At 48.7% G+C, this 19,597-nt stretch carries 15 protein-coding genes; 6 read left to right on the forward strand and 9 right to left on the reverse strand.

Annotated elements, in window-relative coordinates; all coding sequences use genetic code 11:
• Positions 1 to 309: 309 nt before the first annotated feature.
• The 5 genes from QWY22_RS04180 to QWY22_RS04200 all read right to left on the reverse strand — a co-directional run bounded on the left by QWY22_RS04180 (position 310) and on the right by QWY22_RS04200 (position 6,442).
• Positions 310 to 1,194, reverse strand: a complete 885-nt coding sequence (locus tag QWY22_RS04180) for an IS3 family transposase (RefSeq protein ID WP_300982077.1) — start codon at positions 1,192 to 1,194, stop codon at positions 310 to 312.
• The gene (locus QWY22_RS04185; protein WP_300982078.1) at positions 1,191 to 1,493 is read right to left on the reverse strand and encodes a transposase; all 303 of its coding nucleotides are present in this window, start codon (positions 1,491 to 1,493) and stop codon (positions 1,191 to 1,193) included. The genes QWY22_RS04180 and QWY22_RS04185 overlap by 4 nt, the downstream gene beginning before the upstream one ends.
• Positions 1,494 to 1,689: 196 nt before the next feature.
• Positions 1,690 to 3,498, reverse strand: coding sequence for an ABC transporter substrate-binding protein (locus QWY22_RS04190; RefSeq protein WP_300984324.1), 1,809 nt, complete (start codon positions 3,496 to 3,498; stop codon positions 1,690 to 1,692).
• 39 nt (positions 3,499 to 3,537) lie between these two features.
• The gene (locus QWY22_RS04195; RefSeq protein WP_300983222.1) at positions 3,538 to 5,052 is read right to left on the reverse strand and encodes an ABC transporter permease; all 1,515 of its coding nucleotides are present in this window, start codon (positions 5,050 to 5,052) and stop codon (positions 3,538 to 3,540) included.
• 13 nt (positions 5,053 to 5,065) lie between these two features.
• Positions 5,066 to 6,442 carry an ABC transporter permease gene (locus QWY22_RS04200; protein WP_300984325.1) on the reverse strand — a complete coding sequence of 459 codons (1,377 nt, stop codon included), beginning with the start codon at positions 6,440 to 6,442 and terminating at the stop codon, positions 5,066 to 5,068.
• Between the two features lie 209 nt (positions 6,443 to 6,651).
• On the opposite strand from QWY22_RS04200, the gene QWY22_RS04205 reads away from it, so the two are divergent.
• Together QWY22_RS04205 and QWY22_RS04210 are read left to right on the forward strand one after the other, a co-directional pair.
• Positions 6,652 to 8,388, forward strand: coding sequence for an ABC transporter ATP-binding protein (locus QWY22_RS04205; protein ID WP_300983224.1), 1,737 nt, complete (start codon positions 6,652 to 6,654; stop codon positions 8,386 to 8,388).
• Positions 8,389 to 8,518: 130 nt separating this feature from the next.
• Complete coding sequence (locus tag QWY22_RS04210) at positions 8,519 to 9,418, forward strand: macrolide 2'-phosphotransferase (RefSeq protein ID WP_436836773.1); 900 nt, start codon at positions 8,519 to 8,521, stop codon at positions 9,416 to 9,418.
• A gap of 199 nt (positions 9,419 to 9,617) precedes the next feature.
• Here QWY22_RS04210 and QWY22_RS04215 read toward each other — a convergent pair whose 3' ends face one another.
• Positions 9,618 to 10,982, reverse strand: a complete 1,365-nt coding sequence (locus QWY22_RS04215) for a YjiH family protein (RefSeq protein WP_300983228.1) — start codon at positions 10,980 to 10,982, stop codon at positions 9,618 to 9,620.
• 666 nt (positions 10,983 to 11,648) lie between these two features.
• Between QWY22_RS04215 and gdhA the strand changes: the two genes are divergently transcribed.
• The 4 genes from gdhA (at position 11,649) to QWY22_RS04235 (ending at position 17,081) form a co-directional block, all read left to right on the forward strand.
• On the forward strand, positions 11,649 to 13,031 hold the full coding sequence (gene gdhA, locus QWY22_RS04220) for an NADP-specific glutamate dehydrogenase (protein WP_436836782.1): 1,383 nt from the start codon (positions 11,649 to 11,651) through the stop codon (positions 13,029 to 13,031).
• A gap of 175 nt (positions 13,032 to 13,206) precedes the next feature.
• Positions 13,207 to 14,235: an ABC transporter substrate-binding protein gene (locus QWY22_RS04225; protein ID WP_300983232.1), complete on the forward strand. Its 1,029-nt coding sequence runs from the start codon at positions 13,207 to 13,209 to the stop codon at positions 14,233 to 14,235.
• 30 nt (positions 14,236 to 14,265) lie between these two features.
• On the forward strand, positions 14,266 to 16,008 hold the full coding sequence (locus QWY22_RS04230; RefSeq protein WP_300983233.1) for an ABC transporter permease: 1,743 nt from the start codon (positions 14,266 to 14,268) through the stop codon (positions 16,006 to 16,008).
• Positions 16,005 to 17,081 (forward strand): ABC transporter ATP-binding protein, encoded by a 1,077-nt coding sequence (locus tag QWY22_RS04235; protein WP_300984326.1) that lies wholly within the window; start codon positions 16,005 to 16,007, stop codon positions 17,079 to 17,081. Before QWY22_RS04230 ends, QWY22_RS04235 begins: the two co-directional genes overlap by 4 nt.
• Before the next feature lie 202 nt (positions 17,082 to 17,283).
• On the opposite strand, the gene QWY22_RS04240 is transcribed toward QWY22_RS04235, so the two are convergent.
• The 3 genes from QWY22_RS04240 to QWY22_RS04250 all read right to left on the reverse strand — a co-directional run bounded on the left by QWY22_RS04240 (position 17,284) and on the right by QWY22_RS04250 (position 19,281).
• Positions 17,284 to 18,168 carry an IS3 family transposase gene (locus QWY22_RS04240; protein ID WP_300982077.1) on the reverse strand — a complete coding sequence of 295 codons (885 nt, stop codon included), beginning with the start codon at positions 18,166 to 18,168 and terminating at the stop codon, positions 17,284 to 17,286.
• Positions 18,165 to 18,467, reverse strand: coding sequence for a transposase (locus QWY22_RS04245; RefSeq protein ID WP_300982078.1), 303 nt, complete (start codon positions 18,465 to 18,467; stop codon positions 18,165 to 18,167). The genes QWY22_RS04240 and QWY22_RS04245 overlap by 4 nt, the downstream gene beginning before the upstream one ends.
• 298 nt (positions 18,468 to 18,765) lie before the next feature.
• Positions 18,766 to 19,281, reverse strand: a complete 516-nt coding sequence (locus tag QWY22_RS04250) for a DUF2798 domain-containing protein (RefSeq protein WP_300983235.1) — start codon at positions 19,279 to 19,281, stop codon at positions 18,766 to 18,768.
• Positions 19,282 to 19,597 lie beyond the last annotated feature (316 nt).

The raw sequence follows: 19,597 nt of genomic DNA on the forward strand, positions 1-19,597 counted from the left end.
GTGCTGATCATGACCTATTTCATCTTCCACCACTGGGCAAAATGAACAGCACGAAAAAAGCCGCATTCGTATGCGGCTTTTTTAATTTGGCCGGGAACGTTCTGGTTTTGCAGAGATCGTTTTGAGTAACGCGCATAAATTCCGAGGAACGCAGATAAACTGCAATGACTCCCTACCTGTCAAGTAGACACGAGTTTATCGGCGTTTTTTCTCATATGCGATTATAGACGGAGAGCCGATTTCGCTTCCGTCCGAATTTCTTCGAGCCTAAAAACGCTTCTCAAAGTGGCTATTGATTAAGTGCGCGGTTTAAGCGGCCCGTGCTTGTAAATTGCGGTATGTAACCGGTGACGCACCGAGTTTCAGTTGCGGTCGTGTCTCGTTATAATACGTGATGTAGGCGGCTACTGCTGCGCGCATTTGGGCTGCCGTTTCAGGCACAGTGAAACCGGGCATTTCGGTTTTGAGCTTGCCAAAAAAGCTTTCAATCGGCGCATTGTCCCAACAGTTGCCCCGACGGGACATTGACTGGGTCAGTTCCATTTTTTTCAGGAGTCCTTGATAGCTATGGCTGGTGAACTGGATGCCCTGATCACTGTGGAGAAGGGCTTCTTTCTCGAACCCGCGTGCTTCCAACTGACGAACGGCCTCCAGGACAAAATCCACATCCAGGGTGTCGCTGATGGTGTAAGCAACGATTTCGTTATTGTATAGATCCAGAATTGCACATAAGTAGATAAAGTCCCGGAATGGCTTTTTCACTTCCAGGTAACTGATATCAACGGAAAACTTGAGACCCGGTCGCATGGCCTTGAAGTTCCGGTTCAGGAGATTATCGATAACCGCATGGCCGCTTCCGGCAGGACGTGGCTTTCGGCGTGCTGTCTTGAGCGGCATGCGATACATTTCCCGCATCCGGCGGATGCGTTTGAGACTGACGATATGAGTGTATACATTCTCGAGCTCCAGCTTAAACCGTTCGTGACCCAAATTCCCACCATGGGTGACGTAGAGCGAAAGCATCTGTTTTAAAAGCGCTTGGTCCCGTTCCGTTTGCGACTGCGCAGGGTCTTTTTTCAGCCGTTTGTAATAGCCCGCGCGGCTCAGGTTCTGGACTATGCCAATGAGCTCTGTAATCGGGAACCGGTTCTTGTGCTCTTCAACGAACACAAAGTCGAGGTCGATCGGTTTCACTCCTTTCGGAGCGCAATAAGCTTTTTTAAGTACATCACTTCAAGCTTCGTGCGTTCCAATTCAGCTTTGGTAATTTCCAATTCTGTTTTCGCGTCTTTGCCCGACTCCCGTGGCCCTCTGCGTTTTTCACGAAGCACCTCAAAAGACTTGGCTTCCTTCACCAGCCGCGCCCAGTGCCGGATATTGGCAGGGTTCTGAATCTCCAGGAGGGGGGCTAATTCGTTAACGGATCGTCCTTCAAAGTACTGTTCTACCGCCTGCTTCTTGGTTTCATAGGTATAGCTTTTTCGTGTGTTCACAGTCATCACTCCTTGGTTCAAGTTTGAAGGAACAATAAACTATTTGTCTACTTTTGGTTCATTGTCTCACAAGAAACGCAGATAAATCCCAAGAAACGCAGATAAACTTCAAACAACGCAGAATGCGCTTGCTGGCGTAAAATCTGCCCATAAAAACAGCCCGCGGGAAGTTTCCCACGGGCTGTTTGCGTAAAACTTATTTGCTTTCCTGGTAGTTGTTCAGGTATTCCTTCACTTTTTCAGGATCTGCGACTAGCTCGTTGCCTGTATCGACAAGCGGGCTGACGGTAGAGACGGCTTTGATTTTATTGCCTTGGTAGTAGTTGATGAACTCGTCTTGGTTGATCGAGTACAGCACTGCTTTCCGCAAGTCTTCGCTTTCGGAAACTTCACGGCCTTTTGTGTTGAAGAGCATGTAGCGGACGCCGTTGCTTTCCATTTTTTGAAGGCTGAGTTTCGGATCGTCTTCAACTACGCTGTATTTCGTTTCCGGAATGACGTAGTTCAAGTGGATCTCACCGTTTCGAAGAGCGGAAAGGGCGCTGTCCGGATCGGCAATAAAGCGGACCGTGACATTTGAGATTTTCGGTTCGTTTTCGGTACCCGCCATGTAAGCCGGATTTTTGCGGAAGATGGCTTCGTAATCGTTTTTATGGGACAGGATATACGGGCCGCTCGCGTATAAGTGGTTGTCATACTTCGCGCCTTCTGTCACCGTATTCTGGTCGCCGTAAGGAATGTCTTTGTTGACGTCAAATGATGCCACATCATAGGTGGTGATGCTTTCCACTTGTTTCTTTGAAACGATTCCGGCAGATTGGTGAGCCAGGTAGTTCAAGACTTGCGGGAAAGGTTCAGTTGTTGTCAGTTTGATCACTTGGTAAACGCCTTTTGCATTGTCTGCATCGTTTTTGTTCTCAACAAGTTTGGAAATGCCTGTTTCAAGGTCAGCTTCCAGCGCTTCTCTTACCGTCCCTTTGCCGGAAGCGGCAGGGGCGTCAAGTTCAGCCAAATCTGTAACGGCTTCAGTTGAAGCGATGTGTTCGTGCAAGCTGTATGTGCGGTGGTCCGGCACAGAATCCGGGTTGGACGCGCGGTCCATCGAGAAGATGACGTCGTCGCTGCCGACGCGTTCTCCGGTGTCTACAGCTTGCTGGTCTTCGATTTTCGCAAAGTTGATGTCATCGCGAAGCAGGAAGTAGTAATCGGAATTTCCTTCTGCCATCGCAAAGTTGTGGGACAGCGAGCCTTCTGCAGTAATTTTATCGTCTTCAGTCAAATTGACAAGGCGGACGTACATATTGGTGTTCAATTGGTTGATTGAACCATCATTGCCTTTGATCGGATCAAGCGAAGTCAAAGTCGAGATTTCCTGGGAAACGATAAAGGGCTGCGTTTCGCGTTTTGACTGGTCAACAAAGTCGATTGGCTCCCATGCAAGCGCACGGGATTTCGACAGGCGGACCGTATCGGCATTTAGGATTTCGGTGTTGATGCCCTGCGTTTTATACGATGTGTAAAGAGGGGCAATGTACGCACGGTCCATCACAAGCAATTGCTCAAGTTCTTTGTAGGTTTTTTTGTATTCTGAAGCTGTCTGCGTGCTGGCCAGATCAATCAATTCGTCAATTTCTTTGTCAGCCATGATGCTGTTGTCGCCGTCAGATTTGAACAGGCCGCGGACTGCGTAATCCGGGTTGCCGGTAACCGTTGTCCAGCTGGAAACAGCCAAGTCAAAGTTTCCGGCTTCTTTTTGAGCCGTAAAACTGCCGTAATCCGGCTGAAGGTTCAATTTGACGTCAAAGCCGTTTTTCACCAGCTGGTCACGGGCAATGTTGACATCGTCTTCATTGGCGCTCATGCTCAGGATTTCAATCACCGGCTTTTCGCCTTTCGATACGCCGTCGTTGGCTTTTTCTTCAGCCACGTCGGATTTTGTATTTACACAGCCTGCTAAAATCAGGACAAAGACAAGCAGGAGTGCTAGTAAACGTTTCTTCACAATGGATTCCTCCTAAGTTTATTGCTTATATTTTTGATTAACTCAATCCATTTTCGGATCGAGGGCATCACGTAATCCGTCCCCTAAAAAGTTGAATGATAATACAAGCAGGATGATCGCCAGGCCGGGGAAGATGGCCAAATACGAATGCGACTCCAGGTACGTACTGCCGATTTTCAGGATATTGCCCCATTCCGGGATATGCGGTTCCACGCCGAGTCCGAGGTAACTCAAACTGCTTGTCGCGATCACCGCTCCGCCGATCGTCAATGTGGCTTTCACAATCATCGGCGCAAGTGAATTCGGCACGATGTGCTTAAATATGATTTCCGCATCGCCGGCGCCAAGTGCGCGGGCGGAATCGACATACTCCAAATTGGAGACCATCAAGACATTGGCGCGCATCGTTCTGGCGTAGGTCGGAATGGAGCCGACGCTGAGCGCAATGATCAAGTTGGTGGTATTGGCGCCGAAAGCGGCAATGATGGCAATGGCAAGCAAAATGCCGGGAATGGCATACAGCACGTCAAGCAAGCGCATGATGACATTATCCGTGCGCCGGCCGTAATAGCCGGCCAACGCGCCTAAAATGCCGCCGATAATGACCGGGATTAACGTGGAGAGGATGCCGACCGTCAGTGAAATGCGTGCTCCGAACACAATACGGGAGAACAAGTCGCGGCCGAAATCATCGGTTCCGAGCGGATACATCAAGCTCGGGGATTCGAGCAGCGCTTCGTAATTGTTTTCAACCGCCAATGAATAGTCGAACGTCAAATAACTGCAGATCGAAATGGCGAACGTCAGGACGATGAAGAACATGCCGATCATTGCCGTCATATTGCGGGTGATTTTATCCCAGATGAGCGGCCACTGTCCGGTGCCCGGGCGGTTCTGGCTGCGGATCTTGAAAATCAGGCTCAAGCCGAGCACGAAGGCAAACAAGTTTCCACAAATTGCCGTCGCCAGGAGAACGACAGCGAGTGCCAAGAGGCGCGGATGCGCTGTTTCAGCATCCACGAATTTCGCCACAAGCAGCAGCGAAGCCAGGTGAACGGCTGCAATGACCAGCAAAAAGAGCATGCCGATGGGGAAGGAGTCCGCCACATAAGGTTTAAATAAATTCAGCGCGGAAATCGCGACAATGAATAACTGGACGAGCAGCATGTAAACCGAAAAGGTGTATTCTGCCGTTTTCTGCTGCTTTACCAGCTGGAAAGCGAATACGGCGGTGAACACATTGGCAGTGAACAAGCTGAGCAATTGAATATAACCAAGGCGCCGGGTCTTTTTTTGGATGTGCCCGAACTTTGCCAAGTCGCGTTTGATGAGCCAAGTGAGAACCAGCTGGAAAGCGGTAAACAAGGCGTAGGCAAGCGCCGCTGCAAAGAGAGTCGTCTTGACTTTTCCAGAACTGTAATCAAAGCTATTGGCTAGCAGTACCAGTGTCAACGCGAGAGATACCACTGAAGTGAAACTGGCTTGGGTATACTCGGAAGACATTTTCAGCACGCGCCTTACGGTATTTGTTTTTTCTGTTTCTGTGATGACCGACATCATGACACCTGCTTTAATATTTTTTCATCTTGGATCGGATGCGTGGATCGATAAATGCATACAACAGATCGATGATAACGTTGACTAAGGAAATGGTGATGGCGATATACACAACGCCGCCCAAAATACTTGGAATGTCGGGAACGAATTGCTTGTCGACGATATAGCTGCCGATGCCGCTGATATTGAATACCTTTTCGGTAACTGCAGCGCCGCCGAGCATGCCGCCGAACAACAAGCCGATGACTGTGATGATGGGAATCATCGCATTGCCGAATGCATGCTTCCATAAAACATAGCGTTCGCTGAGGCCTTTTGCTTTTGCGGTGATGATGTAGTCTTCGTTGACCACTTCCAGCATCGACGACCGTGTCATCCGCGCAACCGAAGCGGTCAATGCCGTCCCGAGTACCACGACCGGCATGATCATCGACAGCCAATTGGAAGGGTTATACGTCGCCGGCAGCCATTCAAGATTGATCGAGAAGCCGAGGATGAAAATCAGTCCTTGCCAAAAGTTCGGAATCGATAAACCGATCAACGCTATGAACATTAAGGTATAGTCCAAAAATGAATTCGGCCGCGTTGCCGAAATGATGCCGACTGGAATGGCGATGGCAATCGCCATCAAAAGCGCAAAAAGGGTCAGTGTGAACGTCACCGGGAATTTGCCGGCGATGGTCGCTGCGACGTCTTCATTTCCTTCATAGGAAGTGCCAAGGTCAAAGGTGAAAATGCCCTGGATGGCGTGCCACAATTGCGCAAAGTACGACTGGTCGAGCCCGTAGATCCGGTTGAAGTTATCAATTTGCTGCTGCGTGGCGGATTCCCCGAGCAAATTCGCAGCCGGATCAAACGGCGATAAATACAAAATGGTGAATACCAAAACCACGACGCCGAAGATGACAAAAATACTCATGACGAGGCGTTCGAGAATGTATTTCAAATAGAAGTTGCTGTACAGCAGAATAAGGGCGTACATCAAGAGGCCAGGGACAAAAGAAAGCATTAAAAAAACGGGGTTTTGCAGAAGCTCCTGGAAAGTTCCCCGGAAAGTGGCGCGTTTATTTCCTTGTTCGGCAAAAGCTGAGTCGGCGGTTGCCTGCACTTTTTTATGGAATTCTTCGTCCGCCCATTTTTGGGCTTCTCCGTCAATCGACTGTTCAACGACCGGCTTATTGAAAAATCGCTGTTTCTTGATGAGCTGCTGCTTGAAATCTTCTTTTAGCCGCTCGCGGTAGCCGGTGCCCAGAAGGGACGCCCGCGTTTCTTGGAGTACCTTCGAGTACGCCTCATTGTTTTTCTGAAATAAATAAAAGATGAAAACAAAAAGCGTTACAGGCAATCCCAATAAAAAGAGCAAAGCATGATAGAAGGGGCGCAAACTCATTTTGCTGTATGTATAACGGATTGTTTCCAAAAAAATTGAGGATTTTGGAGGTGCTTTTTCAGCGTTTATCAATTAAATAACGACCTTTCTTGCTAAATTGCCTAATTCCGATAGGTATAGTATATTTTATTTTAGGCATATAGGAAAGTCAATGTTTCGCTTTTGCGAAATAATAGTTTTCGCCAAAACAAACTGGCAGGTGCAAAAAAGTGGAAACCATTTTAAAAGTAGAAAATCTGCGCGTGTCGTTTCAATCCGGAGACAAGGAATTTGAAGCGGTCCGCGGTGTAAGTTTTGAAGTGAAAAAAGGGGAGACTTTGGGCATTGTCGGAGAGTCGGGAAGCGGCAAAAGCGTCACCGCCCGTACCATCATGCGGTTGCTGCCATCGCCTCCTTCTTATATTAAAGAAGGGGCAGTCAGCTTCCTGGGAGAGAACCTGGCCCTTAAGACAGAAAAAGAAATGGAAGCCATACGCGGACGGGATATGGGCATGATTTTCCAGGACCCGATGACTTCCCTGAATCCGACCATCCGGATCGGCGACCAGATTGCGGAAAGCCTGATCAAGCACCAGAAGATGAACAAAGCGGAAGCGAAAACCCGGGCCATAGAGATTCTGAAATTGGTAGGCATTCGGGACAGTGCGGTCCGCTACAACCAGTACCCGCATGAGTTTTCGGGCGGCATGCGGCAGCGGGTCATGATTGCAATTGCTCTTGCGTGCCGGCCGACGCTCTTGATCGCCGATGAGCCGACAACAGCGCTCGATGTAACGATTCAGGCACAGATATTAAATGTCATGAAAGACATCCAGCAAAAACTCGGGACTTCAATCATTTTGATCACCCATGATTTGGGCGTGGTGGCAGGAATGTGCGACCGCGTCGCTGTGATGAAAGACGGGGAAATTGTTGAAACCGGTACAACCCAAGAAATTTTCGAAAGCCCGAAGCATCCATACACCCGGAAGCTGTTGAATGCGCTGCCGCGTTTGGACGAAAAGAAAAAACCGAAGCGGACGCCGCTTGTGCCCCTTAGTGATTCAGGCACGCCGCTCCTCCAAGTAAATTCGCTCAAGCAGCATTTTGATATGGGGAAAGGCAATACAGTGAAAGCAGTCGACGATATTTCGTTCTTTATCCGTCCGGGCGAAACGCTGGGGCTGGTAGGAGAATCGGGTTCCGGCAAGTCGACGACGGGGCGCGCCATCCTGCGGCTTCATGAACCGACGGACGGCCATGTATTATACGAAGGCATGCCGGTCAACCGGCTGTCGAAAAAAGAAATGAAAACGATGCGGCGGTATATGCAAATGATCTTCCAGGATCCGTATTCATCGCTCAACCCGCGTTTTAAAGTGCTCGATATTATCGGCCAGGCACTGGACCTCCATAAACTGAGCGGCTCCAAAGAAGAACGGAAAAGACGGGTGGAGGAATTGCTTGTCATGGTCGGACTGGAGCCTTCGCATGCGCTGCGCTATCCGCACGAATTTTCCGGAGGACAGCGCCAGCGGATCGGCATTGCGCGGGCGCTTGCCGTCGAACCGAAATTCATCGTTTGCGATGAACCATTATCGGCGCTGGACGTATCCATCCAAGCGCAGATTGTTGAGCTGCTGGAAGATTTGCAGCAGCGTTTGGGATTGACGTACTTGTTCATCGCCCACGATTTGTCGATGGTCAAGCATATCAGCGACCGGGTTGCGGTCATGTACGCTGGCAAAATTGTCGAACTGGCAGAGAGCGAAGAATTGTATGCCAACCCGCAGCATGAATACACAAAATCGCTGTTGTCCGCCATTCCAATTCCGGATCCAAAAATCGAAGCGAAGAAAAAACGGGTCATGTTGGCTGAACAAACGACCGAGGACCGCTACAACTTGCTGAACTCACAGCTTGTGGAAGTATCCGAAGGCCATTGGGTAGCGAAAGTGGTCCGTTGACTAAATAAACTGTTTCTAAGCTATAACCTGAACCGAAAGGATCTGGGTTATAGCTTTTTTTTATAATAGAGGAAATTCATCCAGGAAACCGAAAGGATAAAAGAGAGCTTATGGAAAGGGCGGGATGATATTGGAACAAAAAGAAATCATCGAGTTGGCGAAAAGGTACGGTTTTGAACTGGAAGGGCGGAAATGGACACTGAATGATTCAGGGCTGGACTTTTTGGTGGTACTCTACGAAGATCCGTCAGGCATTCGTTGGGTGCTGCGCATACCGCGAAGAGCGGACGTGCAAAGTGGAATCCGAAAAGAAAAAGCGATTTTGGACGTCGTAGAACCGAATCTTGTTGTGGCAGCTCCGAAATGGGAAGTGATCACGGAAGAATTGATTGCTTACCGTGCACTTCCGGGCGTTCCAGCCGGTACAATCAATAAAGAAGAGCAGCGCTATGACTGGGTGATCAATCCCGAACAGCTGTCTGAGAATTACGTGGCCAGCTTGGCAAAAGGAATGGCGTCTCTTCATTCGATTTCCTTTGAGAAAGTGGAAGCTGGCGGATTGGCTATTCAGGCAATTGATGAAGTGAGGAGCCAGATGCTGCAACGAATGGAAACGGTGAGAGCTCAGTTTGAAGTCAGTGATGCTCTTTGGACTCGCTGGCATAAATGGATTGAAGACGATTCCATGTGGCCGGACCATACGGGATTCATCCATGGCGATCTGCATGCCGGCCATATTCTGATTGACTCGCAAGAAAACGTCACAGGTTTTATCGACTGGACAGAAGGCAAAGTGGCGGACGTTTCCACCGATTTTGTCGGCCATTTGCGTGCGCACGGCGAAGAGGAAATGAAGCGGCTGGTGGATGCTTATGAAGAAGCAGGCGGCATCACTTGGCCGAAGATGAAAGAACACATTCTTGAACTGGCGGCCACGTATCCGATCGATATCGCCGAATTCGCATTGAAATCAGGGATTGAAGAATATGCGGAAATGGCTCGCGGAGCTTTAAAAGGACAAGAATCTTAAGCTATTAGCAGGTTTGGTTAACTTCGAGGCAACTATTAAAAAAACAGCAGGCGCCCATCAAAAGGATGCCTGCTGTTTTTGGTTGTCGGCTTTTTTTTCGACACGATGCCAAGGGGAAATCTATGCATGAGAACAAGAAATGAAAAAGTAATAAAAAACCATCCCTGAAACAAAATTTCCAAGGGATGATTTTTCGCTTTTATACAAACCAATGGCCAAACAACACGAGAATCGGCAAAGTGATTACTGTGCGCAAAATGAAGATGACAACCAGTTCCCAGAATTTGAGCGGGATGTTTGAACGCAAGATCAACAGGCCGATTTCAGACATGTAGATGATTTGGGTCAACGAAACCCCTGCCAAAACAAAGCGGGTCAATTCGCTCTCGATGCCGCTGCCAAGAACTGCCGGCAGGAACATATCCGCAAAACCGACGAGGAAAGTCGGGGCCGCTTCGGCTGCTTCTGGGAGCCCCAGTAAAGTCAGTACAGGAATCAACGGATAAGAGACGATTTTGAACAGCGGCGTGTATTCCGCTACGACCAATGCTACTGTTCCGAGTGCCATGACCAATGGGATTAACGCCAGCCAGATATCCAAAACGGTTTCAACGCCGATTTTGGCAAGTTTCGATGGGCTTGCGGCACTGTCCGCTTTGCGGCGGGCTTCAGCCAACCCCCATTTAACGAGAGACACGCCTTCCGGAATGGTGTCATCAACTTGTTTGCCGACCGGCGCATAATAGTCATCCTTTTTGCGGGACAGCGGCGGGATGCGCGGCATGATGATGGCCGCGACCAGGCAAGCGACCGATACGGCCAAATAGAATGGCAAAAACAAATGGCCGATGCCGACCACATTGGCGACGACCAAACTGAATGCGACCGATGCAATCGAGAAAGTGGTGGCAATGACGGACGCTTCACGTTCGGTGTAATAACCTTCATCATATTGTTTCATCGTTACCAGAACGCCGACTGGCGCTGCTCCCATCCAGGATGCCATGGCATCAATCGAGGAACGGCCAGGCAGAGTAAATATGGGACGCATGAATTTGTTGACCAGAACGCCGACAAATTCCATCAGCCCGAATTCAACGAGCAAAGGCAACAGAATACCGGCGAACAAGAACCAGGTCAACAGGACCGGCGCCAAATCATAAAGAACGACTCCGCCTGTATTGCGGGAAGCAATTGCTTCAGGACCGATTTCAAAATAAGCCATGATGCCGAATGCGAAGGCAATGACGCGCACAGCGAGGCCGAACGGACCATTGATAAACGTTGAACGCAGGAAGGGCGATTTCTGGACGAACGCCGGTTTTATGGCAGTCGCGGCCAGACTGGCAATGGCTGAAAAGCCAAGCAGGAAGAGGATGAATCCGGGAATTGCAGAGCTAAAAGTTAATAATAGGAAGGAGGCCAGAATACCGACGCCGATTGTCACTTCCCCGTTATACGAAATCGGGCATAAAAACAGCAGTGCCCCGATCAGCGATGGAATGAGAAATTTCCAGGTTGCCGCTGGAGAAATGGTTTTTTTGTTTTGCTGGAGCATGGTCATAGATGAATCCTCCTTGTGGCTTTATAAAATAAGATGTATACAGTATACAAAAATTTCTTATAATTATACAATAGCTGAGAAGAAATAAAATTTTAATTATTGTAATTGCCTCACATGAAGGACGTGAAGACAAATATGCATTATGTATTAAGAACCATAAGTGTAAGCATGAAAATAAGATTTGTATAAAATATGACGGAAATTTTTTCAGCGAAAAACTGCTTGTAACCCTTGAGCATCAAGATGCAGAAGGAACTTTCTAACTCGAGATACATATACCCTAAACGTATTCCATAGACCTGTTTTCAATTGAAAGAACAAAATTTCTTAGAAAGTGCCTGTCAGTTCTGCTAGTATTGATAAAGACAGATATTTTAAACTATACTTATGAAAAATGCATAACGATTTTTCTAACTCCTTTTAAATTTCCATATGACGATCCGGATCCTTTCATCAGCTTAAGACTGATGAAAGGATCATTATTTATATCTGCCAAGATAAGAAGGCGGTATAACCGCACAGGGAAATCCGCGGAGAAAAACTTAATAATGAAATATTTATTTGATAAAGCCAAAAGCAATTTGTATAATGATTAATAAACAATTAATTTATTGAATATTTATGCACATATAACAAAGATGTTTTTAAAGAGAGGAATGTATGCATATGCAAGTCGGAGAACAAAAAAATGAAGTTCTGCAGCAATCAGCCCTTGAGTACATAAAAGCCACCCACAGAAAAATCAAAGACCGCAACCCGGGGGAGTCCGAGTTTTTGCAGGCGACTTGGGAAGTTTTTGATTCCTTGCAGCCCGTTTTTGAACAGCATCCCGAATATGTGGAAGAAGGGATTCTGGAGCGCATCTCGGAACCGGAGCGCTTCATCACGTTTCGGGTAACTTGGGAAGATGACAACGGCAATGTACACGTCAATCGGGGCTACCGCGTGCAGTTCAATAGCACGCTTGGGCCATTTAAAGGCGGGCTCCGCTTCCATCCGTCACTGACCGGCAGCGTCGTCAAATTCCTCGGCTTTGAACAGATTTTCAAGAATGCCTTGACCGGCCTGCCAATTGGCGGAGGCAAAGGCGGATCGGATTTTGACCCGAAAGGAAAATCTGACCGCGAAATCATGCGCTTTTGCCAAAGCTTTATGACGGAGCTCAGCCGCCATATTGGCCCGGATATTGATGTTCCGGCAGGTGATATCGGCGTCGGCAAGCGGGAAATCGGCTATTTGTTCGGCCAGTACAAGCGAATCCGCAACGCTTTTGAAGCGGGCGTCTTTACCGGAAAAAACCCGGATAACGGCGGCAGCTTGATCCGCAAAGAAGCAACGGGCTACGGCACCGTTTATTTTGTGGAAGAAATGCTGAAAGAGCAGGGGCTGTCGTTTGCCGGCAGCAACGTCATCGTTTCGGGTTCAGGGAATGTCTCGATTTACGCAATGGAAAAAGCGACTGAATTCGGTGCCAAAGTGATTGCCTGCAGCGATTCGGAAGGCTATATTTACGATCCCGACGGAATTGATGTCGAAACGGTCAAGCAGCTGAAAGAAGTGGAAAGAAAAAGAATCTACCATTACTTGGAGCATCATCCAAATGCCCGTTTTGGAAATGACAAATCTGAGATCTGGACCATTCCATGCGACATCGCCTTGCCGTGCGCCACTCAGAACGAAATTGGCCGTGAAAGCGCTGAAGCCTTGGTGGATAACGGTCTTAAAGCGCTCGGCGAAGGCGCCAATATGCCATGCAACGATGAAGCGGTTCGTGTATTGACACATAACCAAGTGCTTTTTGCGCCGGCGAAAGCGGCCAACGCAGGCGGTGTCGCAGTGTCGGCGATGGAGATGTCCCAGAACAGCATGCGTTATTCATGGACAGCGGAAGAAGTGGATGCGAAATTGCATCAAGTTATGAAAACCATTTATAAGAACTGCATGGAGACTGCCGGAAAATACGGTTCCCCAGGAAACTTGATCGTCGGCGCCAATATTGCCGGCTTCAAGAAAGTGGCGGATGCCATGCTGGACCATGGATTAAGCTGATATATAGCAAGACAAGCTCACAAGCGCTCAGACAAAACAGTCTGAGCGTTTTTTTATTTGCTGTATTGCGCCTTTACGCAATCCACATACTTCTTAATATTTCCTCAACAATAACTTCACATTCGACCCGTACAATTAATGAATAACAAACGAGAAAATTCGAGGGGGAATTGACATGAAGAAATGGACAGCAACTGCAGGTGTACTGGCGATGACGGCGATGCTCGCAGCGTGCAGCGGGGAAGAAGCGGCAAATAACGCAGAAGCGGAAGGCACTGGTGCGGGCATTTCCGGTTCACTGGATTTCTATACGTCTCAACCCGATGCGGATGCACAGGCATTGGTCGATGCGTTCACGGAAAAGAATCCGGATGTGGAAGTCAGCATTTTCCGTTCAGGCACAGAAGAAGTGGTATCAAAAATCCAGGCGGAAGACCAGGCAGGTGATATTCAGGCCGACGTACTGCTGGTGGCGGATTCCGTAACATTCGAGAATTTCAAAAAAGAAGAGTTGCTGCTTTCCTACAAGTCGCCGGAAGCTGATGCCATTGACCAAGCCTATGTGGATCCCGATGGCACTTATACCGGAACAAAAGTGATGGCGACGGGACTGATCGTCAATACGAACGAAGTAAAAGATTTGCCGGACAGCTGGTCTGTGTTGACGGAAAAAGCGGCGAAAGGCAAAGCGGGGATGCCAAGCCCGCTGTATTCCGGAGCAGCCGCTTATAACTTGGGCGTGGTCACAAAGCAGGACGGCATGGGCTGGGAATTCTATGAAGACATGCGCGCCAACGACATCACCATTACGCAAGGAAACGGCGCCGTGCTGGAAGGCGTGGCAATGGGTGAACAGCAGTACGGCATGATTGTTGATTATTTAGCAGCGCAAGCGAAGAGCGACGGATCTCCTGTGGAATTGGTGTATCCAAAAGAAGGCGTACCGGTCATTACTGAGCCGGTAGGCATCCTGGCAAATACCGATAACGAAGAAGCGGCCCAGGCATTTGTTGATTTTGTGCTGTCGGAAGAAGGGCAGGAACTGGCGTCAGATCAGGGCTATACACCGATACGGCAAGGCGTTGAAGCGCCGGAAGGCTTAAAATCATTGGACGACATAAAGGTATTGGAAGCTGATTCAGTGGAATTGCTCCAAACGCGCGATGACGACAAAGCGAAATTCGGGGAAATCTTCGGTCAATGACCGATTTTTCTGGAGTAAGGAGTTAACAATATGATGGTAAAACAGCAGGCAATTGGAGAGAGGAAAAAGGGGATGCCTTCTTTCTCTCTCTTTTTTCAAAACAAAAACTTCTATAAAGGCATCGGCCTGCTTGCGGTATTTCTGCTGTTCCTGCTGCCGGTGCTCCGGCTCGTCTGGCTCAGTTTTGTTAATAAAAGCGGGCTGACGCTGCACTATTACCAACAGGTGCTGCAGGAAGCAGCGACATGGGTGACGGTCCAGAACACGCTGATCATTGTGCTGGGATCTACGCTACTGGCGCTTGTTTTGGGCGTTGCATTTTCCTGGATTGTCGCTTACGTCGAAGTGAGCGGAAAACGGGCGATGCAGCTGTTCATTTTTCTGCCCTTTATCATTCCTTCCTATATCACGACACTGGCATGGACACAGTTTTTCAGTGGATCAGGTCCGGTAGCGGCGTTATTGGCGAGGCTTCCCGGAAATTTAGAAGTGCCGAATTTGTACAGCATCGGGGGCATCGTCCTGCTCCTTGGCTTGTCGCATTACCCGCTGGTTTACCTTTTCACAGTGAATGTCTTCCGGAAGATTCCACGTGATTTGGAAGAAGCGGCAGCGACATCCGGCTTGTCGAAAAAACAGGCATTCCGGAAAGTGGTGCTCCCGTTGGCACTTCCCGGCATTGCGAGCGGGGGCTTGATTGCCTTTTTATCAAATCTTGACAATTTCGGGATACCCGCATTTTTAGGGACCCCATCGAATATCCGGGTGCTCAGCACTTATATTTATGAGCAGGTCGTGGGTTTTGGTCCGGAAGCATTCTCGCGGGCGGCTGTGTTGTCGGTCCTGCTGGGGGTTATTGCACTTTTCGGCACGCTGCTGCAATGGTTTTTGCTGCGGCGGAGCCGCGTCACGGAAACGGCACGAAGTGATTCGGAGCCGCGTATTTTCCTGAAGCCTGCCAAAAGAAGAGTGCTGGAAGTTTCACTATGGGCGTTTTTGCTGGTGACGAGCGTCATGCCGCTGATGGCAATGGCTGCATTGTCGCTGATTTCTGCATACGGCGTGCCGTTTACATTGGAGAATTTGTCTTTGAAAAACTATGAGCATATATTTTTAATTGATGCCAAACCGGCGTCCGCATTAGCGAACAGCCTTAAGCTCGCGCTGGTTACGATGGCCATTTGCTTGATTCTGGGCACCATGCTAGCCTATCTCCGGTTTAAATACCCGGACTGGAGCACGAAAACAGCGGAATTGTTCATCACAATACCGTATGCGCTGCCTGGAACCGTATTCGCACTTTGCATGATTTTCATGTGGATAGAACCGGTGCCTGGCTGGAACCCTGGAATTTACGGGACCGTACTGATTCTTTTTATCGCCTACACCACCCGATTTCTCGTGCTGCAGATCCGCGGCAGCCATACGGCATTCCTGCAAATCGATCCATCGATGGAAGAGGCGGCTAGAATAGCGGGCGCAAGGGGCTGGACGAAGTGGCGCAGGATTTTATTGCCCTTATTGTTTCCGGGCATACTCGGCGGCGCCTTGCTGGTCTTTTTGATGGCTTTGACGGAACTCACCGTATCGAGCCTGCTGTGGTCTTCCGGCTCTGAAACGGTTGGCGTCGTCATTTTTAGCTACGAACAGGCCGGCTATTCGACTTATTCGACTGCGTTCTCAACAGTTCTTGTGCTGGGCATTTTGCTCGGCGGCGCCTTATTTATGGGGCTCGGCAAGCTATGGGACAGAAAGGTGATGAAAGCAAAATGATTGATGTTCAAGAAGTGTCAAAAAAATACAGAGATTTTACAGCACTGCATACCGTGGACTTGAAAATAAAAGCAGGGGAATTCATTGCCGTGCTGGGTCCGTCCGGCTGCGGCAAGACGACGCTTTTGAAATTGCTTGCCGGTTTCATGGGACCGACAGAAGGCAGCATTGCCATGGACGGCATGCAAGTGGCAACAGCGAAAAAAGTTGTGCCGCCGGAAAAGCGCAACATTGGTATGGTGTTCCAGTCGTTTGCCTTGTGGCCGCATATGAGCGTCGCCGACCATGTCAAATTTCCACTTGAATACCATCCGAACCGGAAAAAAAGAAGCAGGTCTGAACTCGAAAGCCGGGTTCAGGAAGTGCTCGGCCTTGTCGGGCTGGAGGCATTTGCGAAACGCTATCCGTCAGAACTTTCCGGTGGCCAGAAACAGCGGGTAGCATTGGCGCGTGCGATTGCACCGCTGCCGAATCTGCTATTGATGGATGAACCGTTCAGCGCACTGGACGTCGAATTGCGGATGGAGATGCGGAAAGAAATACAGAAATTGCATAAGGAAACCGGCGCTTCCATCGTTTTTGTAACGCATGACCAAAGCGAGGCATTGGCGATTGCAGATAGGATTGTGGTGATGAATGCCGGCCGGATTGAACAAATCGCTCCTCCGGAAGTAATCTATACGCGCCCGGAAACACCATTTGTGGCTTCGTTTGTTGGCAAATGCAATTTGGTCGAAGGGCAGTGGAAAACGGAAGGATTTGTGCCGGATGGCGATGCCAAAAGCGTCTGGCCGGATCTTGGCGTGGCACGCAGCTTTAAAGCAAACGGCATCTTCCCGGTACGGCCGGAGCAATTGCAATTAGCTTTGGCAGGAAACGCAGGGCTTCAAGGCCAGGTTTCGTTTGTTCAATACCAAGGAAATGAAATTCACTATACGGTCGAAGTGAATGAGGCAATGTGGACGGTTCATGAGCCGGTTTACGCTCCGAGGTTCCATGTGGGGGAAGCTGTTGCCGTTTCCTTAAAGACGGCAGTCCTGCAGGAGAGGGAATTGGCTGCGGTTATGAAGTGAAAGAGTGCCTGAAACGTGCGAGCGCATATAAAAATTTGCAAGCGCAAATAAACTGGTGTGACTCCCTACCTGTCAAGTAGACACGAGTTTATCGGCGTTTTTTCTCATATGCGATTATAGACGGAGAGCCGATTTCGCTTCCGTCCGAATTTCTTCGAGCCTAAAAACGCTTCTCAAAGTGGCTATTGATTAAGTGCGCGGTTTAAGCGGCCCGTGCTTGTAAATTGCGGTATGTAACCGGTGACGCACCGAGTTTCAGTTGCGGTCGTGTCTCGTTATAATACGTGATGTAGGCGGCTACTGCTGCGCGCATTTGGGCTGCCGTTTCAGGCACAGTGAAACCGGGCATTTCGGTTTTGAGCTTGCCAAAAAAGCTTTCAATCGGCGCATTGTCCCAACAGTTGCCCCGACGGGACATTGACTGGGTCAGTTCCATTTTTTTCAGGAGTCCTTGATAGCTATGGCTGGTGAACTGGATGCCCTGATCACTGTGGAGAAGGGCTTCTTTCTCGAACCCGCGTGCTTCCAACTGACGAACGGCCTCCAGGACAAAATCCACATCCAGGGTGTCGCTGATGGTGTAAGCAACGATTTCGTTATTGTATAGATCCAGAATTGCACATAAGTAGATAAAGTCCCGGAATGGCTTTTTCACTTCCAGGTAACTGATATCAACGGAAAACTTGAGACCCGGTCGCATGGCCTTGAAGTTCCGGTTCAGGAGATTATCGATAACCGCATGGCCGCTTCCGGCAGGACGTGGCTTTCGGCGTGCTGTCTTGAGCGGCATGCGATACATTTCCCGCATCCGGCGGATGCGTTTGAGACTGACGATATGAGTGTATACATTCTCGAGCTCCAGCTTAAACCGTTCGTGACCCAAATTCCCACCATGGGTGACGTAGAGCGAAAGCATCTGTTTTAAAAGCGCTTGGTCCCGTTCCGTTTGCGACTGCGCAGGGTCTTTTTTCAGCCGTTTGTAATAGCCCGCGCGGCTCAGGTTCTGGACTATGCCAATGAGCTCTGTAATCGGGAACCGGTTCTTGTGCTCTTCAACGAACACAAAGTCGAGGTCGATCGGTTTCACTCCTTTCGGAGCGCAATAAGCTTTTTTAAGTACATCACTTCAAGCTTCGTGCGTTCCAATTCAGCTTTGGTAATTTCCAATTCTGTTTTCGCGTCTTTGCCCGACTCCCGTGGCCCTCTGCGTTTTTCACGAAGCACCTCAAAAGACTTGGCTTCCTTCACCAGCCGCGCCCAGTGCCGGATATTGGCAGGGTTCTGAATCTCCAGGAGGGGGGCTAATTCGTTAACGGATCGTCCTTCAAAGTACTGTTCTACCGCCTGCTTCTTGGTTTCATAGGTATAGCTTTTTCGTGTGTTCACAGTCATCACTCCTTGGTTCAAGTTTGAAGGAACAATAAACTATTTGTCTACTTTTGGTTCATTGTCTCAGTGTGAACGCAAATAGAAAGTTGGAGAAGCCGTCTTCTTGTTGGCAGTTTCGCTTTTCGCTTGCGAAAAGCAACCAAATCAAGGGGTTTCGCATTTGTGCTGAAGACGAAAAAGTGTTCGAAATATGCTGAACGCACACATATTCTGTCAAACGCACATAAAACAGAGAAACCCGGAAACCGCCAATCGGTTTCCGGGTTTCTCAGAATCTTGTCTGGGAGCTTTTTTGTTAATTTTGTACTTGCGCTGCAACTGCTGCAGCTTTTCGGTCTTGTGCTTCATGCAGTTTCACCATAGCAAAACGTGCAATAGGCTGGATGACCAGGCTTTCTGCGGCAAGCACGATGGCAAAGTTGCGCGGCCAGTACTGCAGCCAATTGCTGAAGAGTTCGGAGTGGAAACCATTGCCGACAACATCGCCGATCAAAGTCATCGCTGCAGACATTCCAAGGACAGTAAAGACAATGCGGAACATAATTTTTGAGTTGAAGCTGTCCGTAGGCTTTGTGAATTTAGCGGTCAAGGCTTCGGCAATACGGCCGAAAATAGTCGGTTCAATGATCATGACGATAATCCACATGATTGGCAGCATTTTTAAAATGGAAAAAGCAATCTCCCCATTAAAATCTCCGGCAAAATAGACGGTGCTGAATGTGGTCATAAATAGAACGGTTAAAGTAGAGATGATGGTGCCGTATAATAGGCCCTCTTTGCCGTTGCGCGGCAATCTTTTTTCTTGATGCATGTTATTCTTCCTTTCCAAAAGCTTTTCTTGACCTTGGCATTCCATTAAATTATGTACGAAGGTATCGAGGGACGCGGTCATAAAGGCAAGCTTCTGAAGCACATCAATAGAGGATATCCATTGAAGGCCTAAATGAAACTTTCCAATATTCGTTTCCAGTCTTTACTCTAGCTGGCTATACATTTTAGATAAGCTGTTTTTTTGCAGTTATGCTTAATTTAAATTGGTGCTCCACTCAGTCTGTTTTCAACCTTAACAAAGTTTTTGGCTTTTTCGTAAGTGTCTATTGTGTGTCTTTTTTATGTGAACTTTTTAT

The sequence above is a fragment of the Planococcus liqunii genome, from assembly GCF_030413595.1.
Taxonomy (GTDB): Bacteria; Bacillota; Bacilli; order Bacillales_A; family Planococcaceae; genus Planococcus; species Planococcus liqunii.